The 17,132-nt window shown below is 38.3% G+C and carries 11 protein-coding genes; 6 read left to right on the top strand and 5 right to left on the bottom strand.

Features of this window, described 5'->3' with window-relative positions; translation table 11 throughout:
* Window positions 1-70: 70 nt before the first annotated feature.
* The 3 genes from ACWPWK_RS07025 to ACWPWK_RS07015 are packed head-to-tail and all read right to left on the bottom strand — an operon-like array spanning window position 71 to window position 3,787.
* Complete coding sequence (locus tag ACWPWK_RS07025) at window positions 71-1,231, bottom strand: MFS transporter (protein ID WP_099660231.1); 1,161 nt, start codon at window positions 1,229-1,231, stop codon at window positions 71-73.
* A 27-nt stretch (window positions 1,232-1,258) separates the two neighbouring features.
* The gene (locus ACWPWK_RS07020; protein ID WP_109372973.1) at window positions 1,259-2,560 is read right to left on the bottom strand and encodes a hypothetical protein; all 1,302 of its coding nucleotides are present in this window, start codon (window positions 2,558-2,560) and stop codon (window positions 1,259-1,261) included.
* Between the two features lie 39 nt (window positions 2,561-2,599).
* Complete coding sequence (locus ACWPWK_RS07015) at window positions 2,600-3,787, bottom strand: ROK family transcriptional regulator (RefSeq protein WP_244185045.1); 1,188 nt, start codon at window positions 3,785-3,787, stop codon at window positions 2,600-2,602.
* Window positions 3,788-4,072: 285 nt separating this feature from the next.
* Here ACWPWK_RS07015 and ACWPWK_RS07010 point away from each other — a divergent pair, with 285 nt between their 5' ends.
* The gene (locus tag ACWPWK_RS07010; RefSeq protein ID WP_109372974.1) at window positions 4,073-4,477 is read left to right on the top strand and encodes a Rap1a/Tai family immunity protein; all 405 of its coding nucleotides are present in this window, start codon (window positions 4,073-4,075) and stop codon (window positions 4,475-4,477) included.
* A 106-nt stretch (window positions 4,478-4,583) separates the two neighbouring features.
* On the opposite strand, the gene pyk is transcribed toward ACWPWK_RS07010, so the two are convergent.
* Both pyk and ACWPWK_RS07000 read right to left on the bottom strand, forming a co-directional pair.
* Entirely contained in the window at window positions 4,584-6,035 is a 1,452-nt protein-coding gene (pyk, locus tag ACWPWK_RS07005) for a pyruvate kinase (protein ID WP_109372975.1), read from the bottom strand.
* A 65-nt stretch (window positions 6,036-6,100) separates the two neighbouring features.
* Window positions 6,101-7,438 (bottom strand): MFS transporter, encoded by a 1,338-nt coding sequence (locus tag ACWPWK_RS07000; RefSeq protein WP_109372976.1) that lies wholly within the window; start codon window positions 7,436-7,438, stop codon window positions 6,101-6,103.
* 313 nt (window positions 7,439-7,751) lie between these two features.
* Here ACWPWK_RS07000 and ACWPWK_RS06995 point away from each other — a divergent pair, with 313 nt between their 5' ends.
* The 5 genes from ACWPWK_RS06995 to ACWPWK_RS06975 all read left to right on the top strand — a co-directional run bounded on the left by ACWPWK_RS06995 (window position 7,752) and on the right by ACWPWK_RS06975 (window position 17,116).
* On the top strand, window positions 7,752-9,041 hold the full coding sequence (locus tag ACWPWK_RS06995; RefSeq protein ID WP_109372977.1) for an ABC transporter substrate-binding protein: 1,290 nt from the start codon (window positions 7,752-7,754) through the stop codon (window positions 9,039-9,041).
* Window positions 9,042-9,098: 57 nt separating this feature from the next.
* Window positions 9,099-11,474 (top strand): ATP-binding protein, encoded by a 2,376-nt coding sequence (locus ACWPWK_RS06990; protein WP_109372978.1) that lies wholly within the window; start codon window positions 9,099-9,101, stop codon window positions 11,472-11,474.
* Window positions 11,452-12,729, top strand: coding sequence for a sigma-54-dependent transcriptional regulator (locus ACWPWK_RS06985; protein ID WP_109372979.1), 1,278 nt, complete (start codon window positions 11,452-11,454; stop codon window positions 12,727-12,729). Before ACWPWK_RS06990 ends, ACWPWK_RS06985 begins: the two co-directional genes overlap by 23 nt.
* A 1,232-nt stretch (window positions 12,730-13,961) precedes the next feature.
* On the top strand, window positions 13,962-14,528 hold the full coding sequence (locus tag ACWPWK_RS06980) for a fimbrial protein (RefSeq protein ID WP_109372980.1): 567 nt from the start codon (window positions 13,962-13,964) through the stop codon (window positions 14,526-14,528).
* Between the two features lie 92 nt (window positions 14,529-14,620).
* A complete protein-coding gene (locus tag ACWPWK_RS06975; RefSeq protein ID WP_109372981.1) occupies window positions 14,621-17,116 on the top strand; it encodes a fimbria/pilus outer membrane usher protein in 2,496 nt (831 codons plus the stop codon).
* Window positions 17,117-17,132 lie beyond the last annotated feature (16 nt).

The following is a 17,132-nucleotide window of genomic DNA, read 5'->3' as shown; positions in this document are numbered from 1 at the left end:
AGGATATTGCAAGAGAAATAAAAAACCCCTCATGCAGAGGGGTAAATTTTAGAGGCATAATACGTCGTTGTTATTGTTTTTGTTCTCTAATAAACAGAGAAATAATAAAGAAGAGGGCGACGAATACGATAATTAGGTTAAAGCCAACAGAAACATTATAGCTTTCTGAAACCTGACCAATTAATGAACCCGCTAAGGCTCCGCCCAATCCTGAAGCAACATAAATAAGTCCCATCACCGAGCCACTTTTGCTGGTTAATTTTGTAGCAACCGCTGCGGCTGTTGGAAATAGAACAGATAATGCAAAACCAAACACCATAAATAGATAAACAACATCTTGCACAAAAATACGGCTAACAATAATGGCTATCAGAGAGAACAGTGAGAACAGAATAAGCGTTTTGCGATCACCTAATGCAAGGTTAATAAAGCCACCAATAAAGCGACCGATAGTAAATAAGAAAGCAAAACTAGAAATAACATAAGCCGCTGTTTCTGCTTTTTGCGCATTGCTCATATTCCCAATATCCATAGAGGTATAGAAAATAGGGAAGAAGTTTAAGAACGCGGCTTCGGCGGCAACATATAAAGTGATAAATAAAATAACCAGTAACAGTGACTTTTGTGTCAGTAACTCTAAAAAGTCACTGAATTTCATATCGACTTGTGCGCTACTTTCTATTTTTAAGGTGCTTAATACTAAAATAATCACAGCAACAATAACGGCAACACCCACATAAAAGGTACGCCATGAAATAGAGTGTGAGAAGAGATATTGTAAAATAAGTGGGGTGACAATCATCCCTACACCAAACATGGCGTTAGAGACGTTAAACATCATCCCTGCTTTCTCTTTATAGAAAGTGGGAATAACAGTCACGATAGAGACAAGCATCGAGCCAATCCCTAAACCAATCACCAGATAAAAGCCAAAAAATAGCATCACATTGAAAGCAAGGCTGGTTCCTGTTAAACCGACAGCCATCATTAATGAGCCAATAAACATCATGACTTTTAACCCTTTCTTATCGGTAAAATAGCCCGTTAATAAACTGGCGACTAAAAAGCCGATTTGGAAAAAGGTAATTAATGAGCCTACTTGGCTCATATTTAATGAAATATCATGTTGAACCTGTTCGAGAATAAGCCCTTTTGTATTTTGAATGCCACCGAGTAAAAACATCGTGACAAACAGAAGGAAAAAAACTTTCCATTTTTGTTGTTTAGCCATAATTTGATCCTGATTTTCCACGGTGTATTATTTTTTAACTGTGTTGTTATTATAAGAGTTATTATTAGGTGTATTGTGTTCACCAATCGCATCAAATAACTCTTGCGTCGCCCATCCGTAGCAATAATAAAGCAGAGAATCACATGCACTTTCTTCGGCAGCAATAACCGCTTCAATTAATTGAGAGGCTGGTAAATTCCACATTTGAATACCGCTATAAATAAAGGTATTTGGCTGTGAAAGCTGGCGAACTTTATTATTTTGTTCTGCAACAAAGTGAATAGGGAAGCCTTGCTGTTTAAAGGTTTCATATGAAATATCATAAGGTAGTTCAAATAAACGTTTAAACGCAGTAAATGCACGCTCTTGGCTTTCACTATCATGAGCAAAATGATTAATTAACCCTTGAACATCTGCACCACCCCCTAATTTATGATAAGGGAAATGTTTGAGTGTTGAAGAATAACGCGTTAATTCATGATAGTTCTGACCTAAGATCCAACTGTAAGCAGGTGGCCACAAATCGAGCCATAACGTAATTCCACCTGCTGTTTGTTTTGCATCAGACAGTAATTTCTCAACCAATTGAGTCACACTTTGTTGGCGAAATAGTTGCCATGCTTTTAACAGAGGTTCTTCTTTTAATGCGGTAACAGGCGTTTCGAAATCCCCTTGTTTTAATGAATCAGCTAAAGCAGCAAGGCGATGTTTGATTTCATTAACGGGTAAACCTTGTTGCACCATTTTCTTTTCGCAGTGAGGGCAAAAACAGGTAAATAACCCTGCTGGATTCACTTCTTTACCTGCCCAATCAGGGAATCGAATTCGATCAATTAAAAAGGTGTCATAACCGTAGTTTTGTTTTAATGCTGTGAATGTCTTTTGCCAAAGTTGTGCAACATCGGGAGCGTTAGGGCAGAGCCAATGCGCTTGTGGACGGCCTTTAAAGTCCACTACTTGATTATGTTCTACATCCCCTATGAAGTCGCCATTAAGAATATTAGCCCATGGGATGACTTTATATTTTCCACCATCAGTGGCTTTTTTTATCGTCATTAGCGGATCTGCACCCGCTAAAATTGTGGGATCAACACGTTGGCTCAGACGAGGAAAATCAGTATGAGTATTGATGTGTAGTGTACCAGTTCCCATAACCACATTATGAATAGGGTTATGAGGCAGATCGCCAACAGGGTAAGGGTTACGTTCAAAAATCGTATTAATTTCGACAAATAAATGCTCAACATGCTTCATACCGTCAAGGCGTTGAAGAATAGCGGGCATGCCTTCGTCTAAAATATCATGTGGGTGAAGATGTATTCCTGCCATGAGTCGCTCCCATCTCGTTTAAAGACTTTTTTATTAGGGTTATCTCAATTGGATCTCGGGCATAAATTGAATTGATGGATAAACCGTAGCTAAGGCGAGAATAGCAATGCCATAAAGCGGGCCTTTTTCCCATAATTCAGAAAGCTCGATATTCACTTTGGTGTTAGCAAATAAATGTCTATCTAGATTTGCCTGAACACGCGGTAAAAAGGTGTCAGCAGAACGGGTGATCCCGCCTGTTAATACCACTTTTTCCAGATTTGCAATGGCGACTAAATTCATAATGCCGATAGCAAGATAATCTGCCATTTCCTCAACTAAGGATTGAGCAAGCGGATCACCTTGTTGTGAGGCTTGAAGAATCTCAATCGCACTAAGATTTTCCCCTTTCAAGCTCGCCATTCGCTCACTTAAACCTGAGCCGGAGCAGAAACTCTCAAAGCACCCTTTATTGCGCCAATTACGAAAAAGATGATCACGAGCAAACATCATATAGCCGATTTCACCAGCTGCATTGTTTGCGCCGCGGATAACTTTTCCATCCATCAGCAAGGCGGAGCCTAATCCTGTGCCAATACCAATCAGTGCACAACTGTGCGTATGACGGCAGCGGCCTTTCCACATTTCACCCACAAGTGCGGCACGAATATCATTTTCGAGTACAACGGGTACATTGAGTTTTTCTGTAAGCTGTTGTGCTAAAGGTAAGTTATCCCATTGAGGTAAGTTAGGGGAGCCTTCTAGCACAACACCATTTTTGATATCGATGATCCCTGGTGTGGCGACACCGATAACATTGATCTTTTGACGGTCTACGCCGCTTTTTTCGATCACATTTTCAATACTTTGTGCAAATTGCGTAATAAAGTCATCACGGTCGTCAGTATCAAAGGTAGGTTCTTGATATTCATACAACAATTCGGCATCTAAGTTAAAAACCGCATAAGCTATCTTGGTTCCACCTAAGTCAATGCTGACGCCTAAACTGTGTTGAGGATCGAAGTTAACTAAAATACCTTTTCTGCCTTGTCCTGCTGGCGAACTGACTCCGCTTTCATAAACGATTTTTTCTTCAAGGAGATCGTTAATAATTTCAGACACCGTCGCTTTTGTAATCCCGCTAACTTTGGCTATCTGAGCCCGTGACAAAGGACCTTGATGACGAATGACATTTAATACAAGCGAGGCATTCATTTGCCGTAATGTATTGGGTACGTTCGGTGTCACGTTACTACTCCATTTGTTTAGAAACAAAACTAAAAGATGTTTTTTTTATATAAAATCGTCTGTGTTTGATAGTTATGCACCGTTTTATTTACTTTGTAAAGTATAAATAAACTAATTAGTTTAGAAACCATCCTAAATGAGTTTATGATCACAATTTGATAAGTTTGATTTGCACAATGTGATCCTCTAAAAGATCTTCAGTGTATATATTCACTGCACATATTCTTAACGCAATAAAACGACTAGAATTAAATCCATATCTATTGAAATAAAGAGAACATCAGAATGAAAAAAGGAATGTTATTAAAGGGGGTAATAGGAATGTTATTGTTATTCCCTGTGTATTCACAAGCGATAACGCTGAGTGCTTATCTTCAAGTTAAACAATTGCTTACCCAAGATAATCCTGCCAATAAACAATTAGAGTCCGTGACACAAGCTTATTTAAACGGTATTGCGAATGGATTGAATTTTTATGCTGTTGCTGTGAAAATTGAGAATCAAAATAACGATGATTTTCGTCCTCTTTATTGTCCACCGCCTAAAATAGAACAAAATGGAGATTTTATGGTTAAGCATATTGATGCTTATTTAGATAAAAATCCCATTGTTAAGCAGAAACAAAAAAATGCACCCATAGAATTGGTTTATATTCTTGCATTACAAGATGCTTATCCTTGCGATAAGTAGAAAGAAAAATAGCCACACTCCCTGTGGCTAAAATGATTTTGGTGTGCTCTTTTTCTTGTTATTTACTTCAGGTTGCCTCTCTCATAAGCCCCTTGATGGAAGACACTCAAGCCGTCGCTGCTTCAACTTGTTTTACAGGAACAAGATGACAACAATCGCTTTCACCGGTTTTCTCAAAAGTTGATAAACGGGTGATCAAGAGTGAATTCATGTCTGTTAATAATCCCTCTGTTTGCAGTTTTTGCATGATGCTTTCATCGCAGTCATTATTATTTTGACGTTGATAAGCCACAGGTGTTACACCACGTAATACAGTTAATTGACCTGCAAGTGCGGGATTATCGGTTAATGCATATACGTTGTTGTTTGGCATAAAGCGTGACAATAAGGTCACTGATTTGCCATTTTCTGTTAATGCCGCAACACTTAAATGCTTGTCGTCATGGAATGCTGTGGTTGCCGCTGCTAATGCAATCCAACGACCTGTTTGTGAATAGTAAGACGGTGATTGCCATGGGTTTTCTGCGTTTGCTGCAAAAGAACGCTCAGCTCCCTCAGCGACTCGCGCCATTGCACTAACGGCTTCTACAGGGTATTTCCCTGCTGCCGTTTCCGCTGAAAGCATCACAGCATCCGTTCCATCACCTACGGCATTTGCAATATCCATCACTTCAGCACGCGTTGGCATTGGGCTTTCAATCATCGATTCCATCATTTGAGTTGCGGTAATAACAGGGCAACCTAATGCGCGACAACGTGCAATCAGTTGCTTTTGTGCGCCTGGTAAGCTGGCATCACCAATTTCTACTGCTAAATCACCGCGTGCCACCATAATGACATCAGATGCTTTAATGATGTCATCCATGTTTTCTTCACAAGAAACCACTTCAGCTCGTTCAACTTTAGCAACGATTTTGGCGTGACTTCCTGCTGCAATCACTAAGCCTCGTGCATATTCAATATCAGCACCATTACGTGGGAATGAAACGGCGATGTAATCTGCTTGAATAGCGGCTGCTGTGTGTATGTCCTGTTTATCTTTGTCTGTTAATGCAGGAGCAGATAAACCACCACCAAGTAAGTTAATGCCTTTACGGTTAGATAATTTGCCTCCAACAGTAACGACAGTCTCTATTTTATTATTATTGACGGCGCTGACTTGTAATTGAATATTGCCATCATCAAGTAGCAGAATATTCCCTGGTGTGACTTCTTGAACAAGTTGTGGGTAGTCCAAACCAACTTGTTGCTCGTCGCCTAATGTGCTGTCTAAATCTGCATTCAGAATAAAGCTATCACCTTGTTTTAATTGAATTGAATCATTTTTAAAGTTAGCGATACGAATTTTCGGGCCTTGCAGGTCAGCTAAGATCCCGATAAATACACGATGTTTTTCTGCGACCTGACGGATAGTTGCGGCTGTGGCCTGATGCTGTTCGCGAGTGCCGTGTGAAAAGTTTAAACGAAATACGTTAGCACCTGCGATAATCAGCTTTTCAATCATCTGTTCTGAGCAGCTAGCTGGGCCAAGAGTCGCAACAATTTTTGTCTTACGCATAATGACATTCTCTTTTTAAAGAGGGATACCCAAAGGTATCCCTTGATGACAACTTAATTAATTCATTAATCCATGGTAACTTTTTTCGCATTCCAGACTAGCGTCGCTAAAATCATGGAAACGATGGCAGAACCAATCCAGAAATACTGTACTGTGGTGAAGTCGTAGTGAGTGATATCACCAACTTGTGTGACTTTAATCAGTGATGCTGAAATCAGTTCTTGAGCCGATGCTGCAATGTAAGCGAACAGTCCGATAAAGCCTTTTACTGCACCTACTGCGTTTTTCGGCATCAGGTCACAAGCGGTTAAACCGGCTAAGAACACAACCAGACCACCCATTGCAAAACCAACCATACTTAATGCAACAGCATCCATAACACGGCTTTGTGGACCCCAGAACATCAGTGCAAAACCAGCGATGTTGGCGATACCATAAATTAGAGTTGGAATATGACGGTTAGCGTTAAACAGTTTGTCTGAAGCCATACCCGCTAAGATTGCGCCGAAGAAACCAGCGATTGGGTAAGTAGACATTGCGAAACCCGCATCAATCAGTGAGTAGCCTTTTGAACCTTGTAGATAAAGAACTGCCCATGAACTGATTGCATAACGAGAGATATACATAGCCGCACATGCTGCTGCGATGATCCACACTGTTGGTTGCTTTAATACGAATAACTGAGCGCGACGTGTTTCTTTAGGATCACTTGATTTAACGGCTTCTGACTCTTCGCCATATGCGGTTGCTGGATCAGGTAAGCCATAAGTACGAGGACGGTCTTTCAAAATCATCAGTAAGATGATACCTGCAGCAATACCTGCGATACCGGCACCGATAAAACCTGCACGCCAGCCGAAGAAGCTCACTATGGTTGCCGTTAAGATCCACGTAATTGCTTCACCGATATTACGCGAGCCACCCCAGATGGAATAAACTGTACCGCGCTGTTTTGGTGAGAACCATTGGAAGATAGAGACACAAGAAGGTGCTGAACCCACAGACTGGAACCAACCGTTAATACCCCATAAAAGGATAAAGAACAGGCTCGCCGTTGACATTCCCATGAAGATACAAACAAAGGAAGAGGCAATTAACGAGATGGACATAAAGCGTCCAATATTGGCATAATCTGACAAGAAGCCGTTAGAGAACTTACCAAATGCATAGGTAAAGAAGAACGCAGAACCCATTAAACCGAGTTCAGCGGTGGTTACGATACCTGCATCCAGCATAGGTTTTTTCACCACACCGAGTGCCATACGAACCACATAGAACATGGCATAACCAAGAACAAGACCAAAGAAGACCTGCCATTGGTGCTTTTTATATATTGCGCGGATCTTTTCACTTGACGCTTCTATTAGCGGCAGATCCTTTCTGGTTTTAAAGAAACTTAGCATAGAGATGACTCCGAATATTATTCATGTCTGAAGCTGATTTTGGTTTTCAGAGCTGATGCTATTCATTTAGGTCATCTTGGTGCAAAAGAGGGAATTTGAGTCATCGATGACACATTCTGCTGAATCGGTGAGTCAAATTTGTAACATCGCTATTAGGCGTTGGTTTAAAAATGAGTGAAGATATCGTCGTATCATTGTTAGAAATGAGTCATTAAGGACTCATTAGCCAAAAATAATAAATATTGCTAAATATCAGAAGTTTGAAGTTCGACACATTTTTATGTTTATTCAAAACAAAACCAGGGGTATGTCCATGAGAATAAAAATAACACTGAGCCTCGTCTGTTTACTGTTTAGTTGGCTGTTTATCACACCCGTGCGTAGTGATGAGCAGCCACTTGTTATACTGACGACTCTTTCAGATACACCAATGCGACCACTTACAGAGGCTTTTAGTGCACGTTATCCAGATACTAAGGTGCAAGTGGTTTATCGTCGCGTTGCGATTGCGACACGGATGATGAAACAATATCCCACACAGCCAGTTGATATTGTGATGTCGTCATCGGCTAACTTTTTTCATCATCTAGATAGAGAAGGGTTACTGGCTCGATTACCCGTAAATTACGAAACGCCAAAATGGTTAACGCGCCATAGTGATATCTTAAACGATAAGATAACCACGGTTGGCTATTCTGGTATTGGTATTATGAGTAATACGCAATACCTACAAAAACTCGGTATTCCTGCACCTAAAAGTTGGGTTGATTTAAGTGATCCCATTTACCAAGGGCACTTAACCATGACCACTCCAGCGAACTCTGGCACGATGCAATTGATGGTAGAAAATGTGCTACAAGAGTACGGCTGGGAGCGTGGATGGCAGATCTTACTTGAAACCAGTGGTAATCTTTCCTCGATTTCGGCACGTAGTTCCCGTGTCAGTGATGCTATCGCCAGAGGTATTGTAGGTGCAGGCCCAATTATCGATAACTACGCTTTTAATCATCAGAAACGCTTTGATTTTGTCGAATTTAGCTATTTTGATAAGTCGATTATTTTACCAGCTTATGTTGCTATTGTTGCCGAAAGCAGTAAAAGAGACACCGCAGCTAAATTTATTGCCTTTCTTTTATCGGATGAAGGACAAGAGATCATCTATAAAAGTGATATGGCAAAGATCCCATTAAGTAAAGAGATTTTACGTAATAACGATGAACTTGCTAATAACACGGAATTTATTTTAAACAGCAATGAGGCGTATCGCCGTAGTGAAGTCGTTAATGCGTTATTTGATCAAATGATCACCCATAATTTTCCTTTAATGCGCCAAGTTTGGAATGATATCCACGAAGCAGAAAGACAGGAAAATAAAACGCCAGAACGTATTTCTGCGATCAGTAAAGCGCGAAAAATAGCAAGTTCAGTGCTTATTAGCGAAAAAGAGGCTAATTCACCGACATTACAAGCGTTATTTATGAAAGAAGCCGATCAGCGAGAATACTCTGATCAAGCATTAGCTGTGCTGTATCAATGGCGCACATTAGAAGCTGAAAGGCTTGAACAAGCACTGGTTTTATTGAAAGAGACAAAATCACCCTAACCGCCTTGTGGTTCAAATATACAGCAGGAAGCGCTGTTTTTATGAAAGGTATTACGGATGAAATTATTAGTGCCTAAACAATTTGGTAAACTAGGTAGACGCCTGTATATGGCGTTTATCTTTAGTTCTTTACTCACCTTATTGATTGGTGTGGTTATCTTTTTTATGTGGGGAAAACTGGCGACACAAATTAACGCGTCAGTGGGAGAGTCTCTACCGATGTTAACCACCAGCTATACCATGGAGCGTTATAGCACCAATTTACAGATGCTATTAAAAGAGCGAGAACAGACTCAACGAAAATCGATTTCAGAGCAACAACAGCAGGAAATTCATCAGTTATTAGATAATTTGCGTAAGTTTCCTATTGAGCAAAAGCCACAGCGTGATTTTTATACTCAACTTGTTGATGAGTTATCGGAGCTTATTAATCAACAAGATGTATTATTGGATAAACGACGTGAATTAGAAAACCGCCTTGCACAATTATTAGGGCAATTAGCGTGGATGCATGACGCCGTTGGTGAAGACATTAAACCACTCCTTAATGAAATTGAGTGGCATGTCAGCCAAATGATCAATGAAAAAAATGTACAGGAAAACAGCCTACAACTCCTATTGGAATCAACCTTATTACAAGAGTTGTTTACGACAGAAAATGAATTAATCAGCTTGGTTGAAGAAATTGCACATCAACGTTATAGCCGTGATATTGATGTCGCTTTCCACTATATCAGCGTCAAAATTGATGAAATTATTGCTTTAAATCAGAAACTAAAAAGCTATCCATCGACTATTGCCCATCGTCAGGTATTACAAGAGATTATTGCGATCACCCGTTATGACGGTGATATCTATCAAACACTGATTGATGATGTGGAAAACGAGAAAAAGCTCAAAGCATTAACCCCTGAATTAAATGAAAAATTATCACAATTTGATAATGCCGTCAGAGGTAATGTTTTTGCTACAAGTGAGGCGCTAAATAAACTTAATGATAATACCCGCAAACTAATGGCAACAGGGAAAATCGTTATTGTTGTCATCATTATTGCATCACTATTGCTGAGTATTATTGTGATGAAAATCTTGATTGATAGAAGACTTATCGCAAGATTGAATAAACTAAGTGATGACTTAGCGCATGTAGCCAAAGGTAATTTAACGGAGCCTGTACTGATTGAAGGACAAGATGAAATTGGCCTGTTAAGTCGCCGACTTCGTCGATTTTGGCGTCAAATGAAAGAAGTTGAAACCAGCAATGCGTTAAATCTTATTAATAATACCGATGCAAGTTTAATTACCTGTCACCACGATGGCAGAATAGAAACGGTAAACCCAAGTGCAGCAACACTATTAGGCACAGGAAAAGAGCAAAACAATAAGCCACTCTGGTTACTGTTTAGTGGTGAGGCGAGCACCATGCTTAAAGTGCAATTTAGTTCAAGTGGTCAGCTTTACTTATTAGGGCAGAGTGAATGCACGATCAGAATGTTAAAAGAAGGTGAGCCTCATTTCTTACAATTTAATATTCGAGAATATCCGCATAAAGATGAACACAAATATATTGTGACTATCACGGATATTACGCGCCAAGAGCTAAGCAGATTAGAGCTTCAACGGCTGGTGGCATTAAAAACACAAGATTTGCAGGATAAAAACCAGCAATTGAATGAAGAGATATTACGGCGTGAACAGGCACAGAAACATTTAATTCAGACACAAGAAGAGTTAGTACAAGCAGCTAAAATGGCAGTTGTAGGGCAGGCGATGACAAGCCTTGCACATGAGCTTAATCAGCCACTCTCTGCAATCAACACCTATCTATACAGTGCAAAACTGACTATGCAGATGGAAAAATATGATCAATTACCTGATTCTATCGAACGCATTGAAAAGCTGTGCGCACGAATGAATCGAATAATTACTGCATTGCGTAATTTTTCACGTAAATCTTCGTCTGAAATTAGTTTTGTTTCAGCGCCATTAAAAGAGCTGGTAGACAGTGCGATGGTGCTGGTGGAGTCCCGTTCTAAACGAGAGCAGTGCATTATTACGAATAATATTCCTGATGAATTAACCATTTGCGCAGACCCGACACAAATTGAGCAAGTCTTGGTTAATTTGTTTGTTAATGCAATGGATGCCATTGCGGGTGTTGGTGAAAGCCAAATCACAATTGATCTTTTATCTGTTGATCCTAAACGAAAATTAGTGGCGATCGCGGACAGTGGAAAAGGATTCAATTCAGATGTTTTACCAAAACTATTTACCCCATTTACAACCACAAAAGATGTGGGGCTTGGGTTAGGGTTATCCATTTGCCGTTCAATTATGCAACGGTTTGGTTATGAAATTTACTTGGCCTCTACATTAAATGGTGGCGCCATGGTTGTTTTGGAGTTTACAGATGACACAATCACACATGCCTGATATCGACGTTTTATTAATTGATGACGATGAAGATATTCTTGAATCTTATCGCCATTTACTCAATCTTGCGGGAATGGTTGCTAGAGTAACCGACTCACCAGAAAAAGCATTAAGCCTTTTAACACCAGAATGGCAGGGTGCTGTTGTACTTGATATCTATATGCCAGCAATGAATGGCATGGAAGTATTAGAGCGTATTAAACAAATTGACTCTCGTATCCCCGTTATCATGATCACAGGACATGGCGATATACCGTTAGCCGTAGAAGCGGTAAAAAAAGGCGCTTATGATTTTATTGAAAAACCGATTAATCCACCTATTTTCTTAGAGTTAGTGGCGAAGGCACACAAAGAGCGTCAATCCATTCTTTCGCTTAGGAATGCGGTAATAAGTACCACACAAGAGCGATTAGTGGGAGACAGTGCGCAAATCACCGCGATTAGAGAGCAAGTACAACAAATTGCCGATATCGATAAAGATTTAATGATAGAAGGTGAGATGGGAACAGGGCGACATCTTCTTGCGCAACTATTGCATGAATTAAGCCCGCATAGTGATAAAGCTATCCAAACCGTCGATTGCCAAAATTTAGCGGATATAAAACAGGTTATTGCCCAAATTGAAGCAGATGAAGTCGGAACACTGATTTTACGTTCTCCATATGATTTATCATCTGAGGCACAACGCTGGTTAAGTTCTTATCTATTAGATATGGAGCGCCAAGGAAAGCGCCACTTTAGAACGATTGCAATTTTAGAAAATAATACACAGCAACTGGTAACAGAAGGACGATTAATCCCTGAATTCTATTACTATTTTTCACAAATCACTTTTTCACTGCCTCCGTTAAGTGCCAGACGTCCAGACATTATTCCGTTATTTAGGGCTTTCTTACGACAAAGTGCACAGAGGCTCGGTATTGTAGTACCGAAAATTGATCGTAATTATCTCGATATTTTAAAGCGTTACGATTGGCCGGGTAATATTCGTGAGTTACGAAATGTTGCTGAATTATATGCGGTAGGTATTGTGAAAATGGTTGATAGTGAACAACATCGCGCCATTATTCCACCTGAAGGCCCTTTGGATAATCTTGTGGATGAATATGAGCGTCGATTAATAGAAGATGCGTTATATTTATTTGCGGGACGTGTTAGTGATGTGGCGGATTATTTGGGTATTCCACGTAAGAAGCTGTATTTACGAATGAAAAAACATGATCTCGATAAAGATAGCTATAAACCAAAAGTTTGATTTACCTGCTATTCAATAACAAAGAAGCGCCATACTGGCGCTCTTTCACAGTTTTCTTTTGTTATTATTATATTTAATATTTAATATTTAATATTAAGTTTATTTTGTCTTTTATTTTACCTGTAATCGCAAAAAGATAGAGTTTATCATTTTTTATATTTTAATGGGTCTTGTTGTGGATAAAAACTCTGTTATTTTTTTATTCAATATTTACACCTTTTGCGAGTCAAAATAGTGAGCTGTTTTAAATTTATTTTTCTTAAAATCTTATTAATAGCTAAATATAAAAGTTGGGTGTCTTTATTTGACGTTAATAATGGTATTTTTTATATAACAGTTACGAGATATTATTGTTATTATTCCATAATTGACTATATTAAAAAAGAATATTCTTTAAAAGAGTATCATATTTAATTTGTATTTATAATTTATTTTTAATTCTTGTTGAAAACAAATTAACGATATTTAAACATGTTGTCATAATTAGATTATCTAATTTTTAGTTAAATTAAAGAATATAATATAATTTCTCAATTGAGATGAATCCTAAGTGTTTTTGTATATATGCTGGCTTTATCGTGTCAGTAAGATATTATTTTCTATATTTTGATATGTTTTCGTTATAAAAAACTGGTTTGTTTTATTTATTTGGTTTTTATATTTATTTTACTTATTGTAAGTGTTAATGATGGCGACTTTATTTTTTATTAAGTAATAATATCTAATCTATATGTGATTTTAGTTTAAGATACTTTAATTGGTCATTTAAAGAATTGTTTCATTTGATAATTATCCTCGAATTATACTAATAATATCATTTTTTGATTTTTGACTTAATTTACGCCTTTTGAGAGTATTTTATTGCAAAACAAGTAAAGAAATATTATTTAAATCGTTTCTTTTCTTTAATTTTTTACTCTTACTTTCTGATTAAAATTTATTACTTATTTATATATCAAATTAAGATGTTTTTATTAATTAAGGAACTTAATTTCTAAAATATTTAAAAACGACGTTTAAAAAAGTTAATACGGTTAACTTATTCCGTGAATTAATTTGAATATGAATGCATAAAGGACGCATTCGTAGGATATCCCCTATCTTGGTTTTATATGGATCTGTGAAGTTTAAAGAAGTTTAAATTGTAGAAGGGCGATGTATTTATTATTTATCGCTTATTTAGTCAGAAGCCAAGAAATATCACTATCTTTATTGTATATAAAGGAAATTTTATGAAATTTACTAAATTAGCTTTAGGTGTTGCGTTATCTTTAGTTGTTGCTGCTCCTAGCTTTGCAGCAGATCCAGCGGAAAGCCGTGAAGGTAAAGTGCGTTTTACTGGCTTTATCAATGATGTTCCTTGTTCAATCGATGATAAAAGTTTAGATCAAACTGTTAAGTTTGGTGAAATCGCATTGCATGAACTGACTAGCAATAAATTCCGTTCAGATAGCGAAAACTTCGATATTATTCTGAAAAACTGCTCAACTGAAACTTATAAAACTGCAAAAGTATCATTCACTGGTGCAACTGTAAGTGGTTTTGACGGTTATACTGGCGAATTACTGGGCTTAGGTGGCAAAGTACAAAATGCAGGTATCGTTATCACTGACCGTGGTAATAATCCAATTACTTTTGGTCAAGGTTTCCCAGTAGCAGGTCACGCTTTAAATAATGGTGACGGCTCTCTCACAACATTGCAGTTCTCAGCTTACGTGAAAGGTAATGAAGCTGTTGATAAGAAAGCAACAACGGGTTCTTTCGACACAGTAGCTAACTTCAAAGTTATTTACGAATAATTGTTGTTTTTTTATAAGATGTGTGGCGCTTAGGCGCCATGCATCTCATCAATATTATCTTCTGTTAATAATGCTGAGGATGGCATAGCAAAATGAAAAGCATGAAAATAAATAAGATCACAAAAGTAATGCTTTTATTCTTTGTTCCTTTTTCGTTGCCTGTTTTTGCAGAAGAAGCAGTAGATTTCAATACCGACTTTTTAACTGATAAGGGTATTGAAAATACCGATTTTACTAAATTTTCTTACGCAAATTATATTCAGCCGGGCACTCATTTACTGGCGACCGACGTTAATAAACAAAGAGTAAGAAACGAAGAGCCTATTTTATTTTTTGCCCCAGATTACAACGCAGAATTATCTATTCCTTGTATCACCCCAGAGGTTTATCCCATTTTAGGTTTAAAATCTGAATGGGAAAAAAAAGTCACTTGGTTAACAACAAATAATACCCAGTGTCTTGATTTCCGCTCCGTGCCAAATATGAATGCCGTGGGTGATCTTTACACTGGTATTTTAAATATCAGCATTCCTCAAGCCTTTATGGAATATCAAGATCCGAGTTGGGATCCTCCATCACGTTGGGATGATGGTATTGCGGGATCCTTTCTTGATTACAATATGAGTAATCGCCTTATTCGATATGAAAACAACGATAAAAGGACCGAAACGGGAACCAATATTAGTGGTGTAATGGGCATTAATATGGGCGCTTGGCGTTTTCGTTCAGATTGGCAAGCCTCTGGCGGTAATTTAAATAGCAACGATAAATCATGGCGTTGGAACCAGCTTTATATTTTCCGAGCTATTCGATCTTTAGGCGCTAAATTAACGTTAGGTGAACAATATTTATCATCAGAACTTTTTGATAGTTTTCGCTATTTAGGGGCTTCATTAGAAAGTGATAACGCGATGATCCCTCCTCGTTTACAGGGCTATGCACCTGAAATTGCGGGAGTTGCAAGAACTAACGCCACGGTTATTGTGCGTCAAGATGGCCGTATTGTTTATCAAAATGAAGTAAGTCCAGGGCCGTTTCGAATTCAAGACGTCAACACATTTGGGGGCGGTACCTTAGATGTTTCTATTGAAGAACAAGATGGTTCTGTTCAAACATTTAAAGTAGAAACCTCGCGTTTAGGTACACTGACAAGACCTGGCCAGTTTTTATATAAGTTGGTGATGGGTAAGCCAACTAAAAATGAACATGACACTGAAGGTCCTGCATTTTCATTAGGCTCCTTTTCATGGGGGGCAGCGAATAACACCACGATTTATGGCGGATTATTAGCCTCAACTGAATATCAAAATATTGCTTTAGGTCTAGGGCAAGACTTAGCGCCATTTGGGGTGCTTTCTTTTAATATTTCGGCTTCGCGTGCTGAGATGGGCAGTAATTTTGATGATAAGACACTATCTGGTACTTCTTATAACGTTACCTATTCAAAACAATTTGATCAAATAAATAGCCAGATCACGTTTGCGGGTTATCGCTTCTCTCAACGAGACTATTTAAGTATGACTCAATTTTTAGATGGTCGTTATCGTGGGCTTCATATTGACAGTGGTAAAGAGCTTTATACCGCCATCTTTGGTACAGCTTTCCCTGATTACAATATCAATACGTATTTAAACTATTCTCGCCAAACCTATTGGAATCGACCTTCAACTGATAACTACAGTTTTACGGTTTCTAGTTATTTTGATTGGGCTAATTTTAAAAATCTATCCATTAACTTATCCGCGTATAAAGTGGAATCTAGCCATAATAATGACGAAGGGGTTTATGTGTCATTAGGTGTACCGCTAGAGCGTAATGACGCCAATATTAGTTATTCGGGATCATTTAATCGCCATAATACGAGTAATTCTGTTAACTATTATGAGCGACTGAATGAAAGAAGTACCTATAACTTATCTGCGGGTACGTGGGATAGCGATAAAGTGAATCTGTCAGGTTTCTATAATTACGACGGTAATTTAGCAAAACTGACGACAAGTGGAACTTATACCCAAAATAATCAAAGCGCTTTATCGATGCAATTAATGGGGGGGATAACGCTAACCCCAGAAGGGGGAGCATTCCACCGAGTCACTTCAATGGGAAATTCACGCATATTGGTTGATACCAATAATGTTGAAGATATTCCGATTAAAACAGGTTTAACACCAATTGAAACTAACCGTCACGGTAAAGCCGTTTTAATGGGTGTGCAAAACTATTCTCGTAGCCATATTACGATTGATATCAATAATCTTCCTGAAAATGCTGATGCTGTTCAATCATCGCAATACGCTACCTTGACAGAAGGGGCGATCGGTTACCGTAAATTTAACGTGATTGAAGGTGAGAAAGTCTTAGCGGTGATCACTATGGCTGATAAGAAACATCCTCCTTTTGGCGCCAGTGTTTATAACAAAGATAAATTAGAAGTCGGCATTATTTCGGATGACGGTTTTGTTTATTTATCAGGTGTAAAAGCAGGTGAAACATTAGATCTTGCTTGGAATGGCGAAACTTGCCAATTCCAATTACCTCAAGTGCTAGAAAATAATTTAAGCAACATGTTGTTGCTTCCTTGTAAGTAATTAAATTTAAGTCAAC

The sequence above is a fragment of the Proteus sp. Marseille-Q3619 genome (assembly GCF_965283115.1).
The sequence above is the reverse complement of the archived record's forward strand: the minus strand, read 5'-3'. Positions and strand labels throughout refer to the sequence as shown.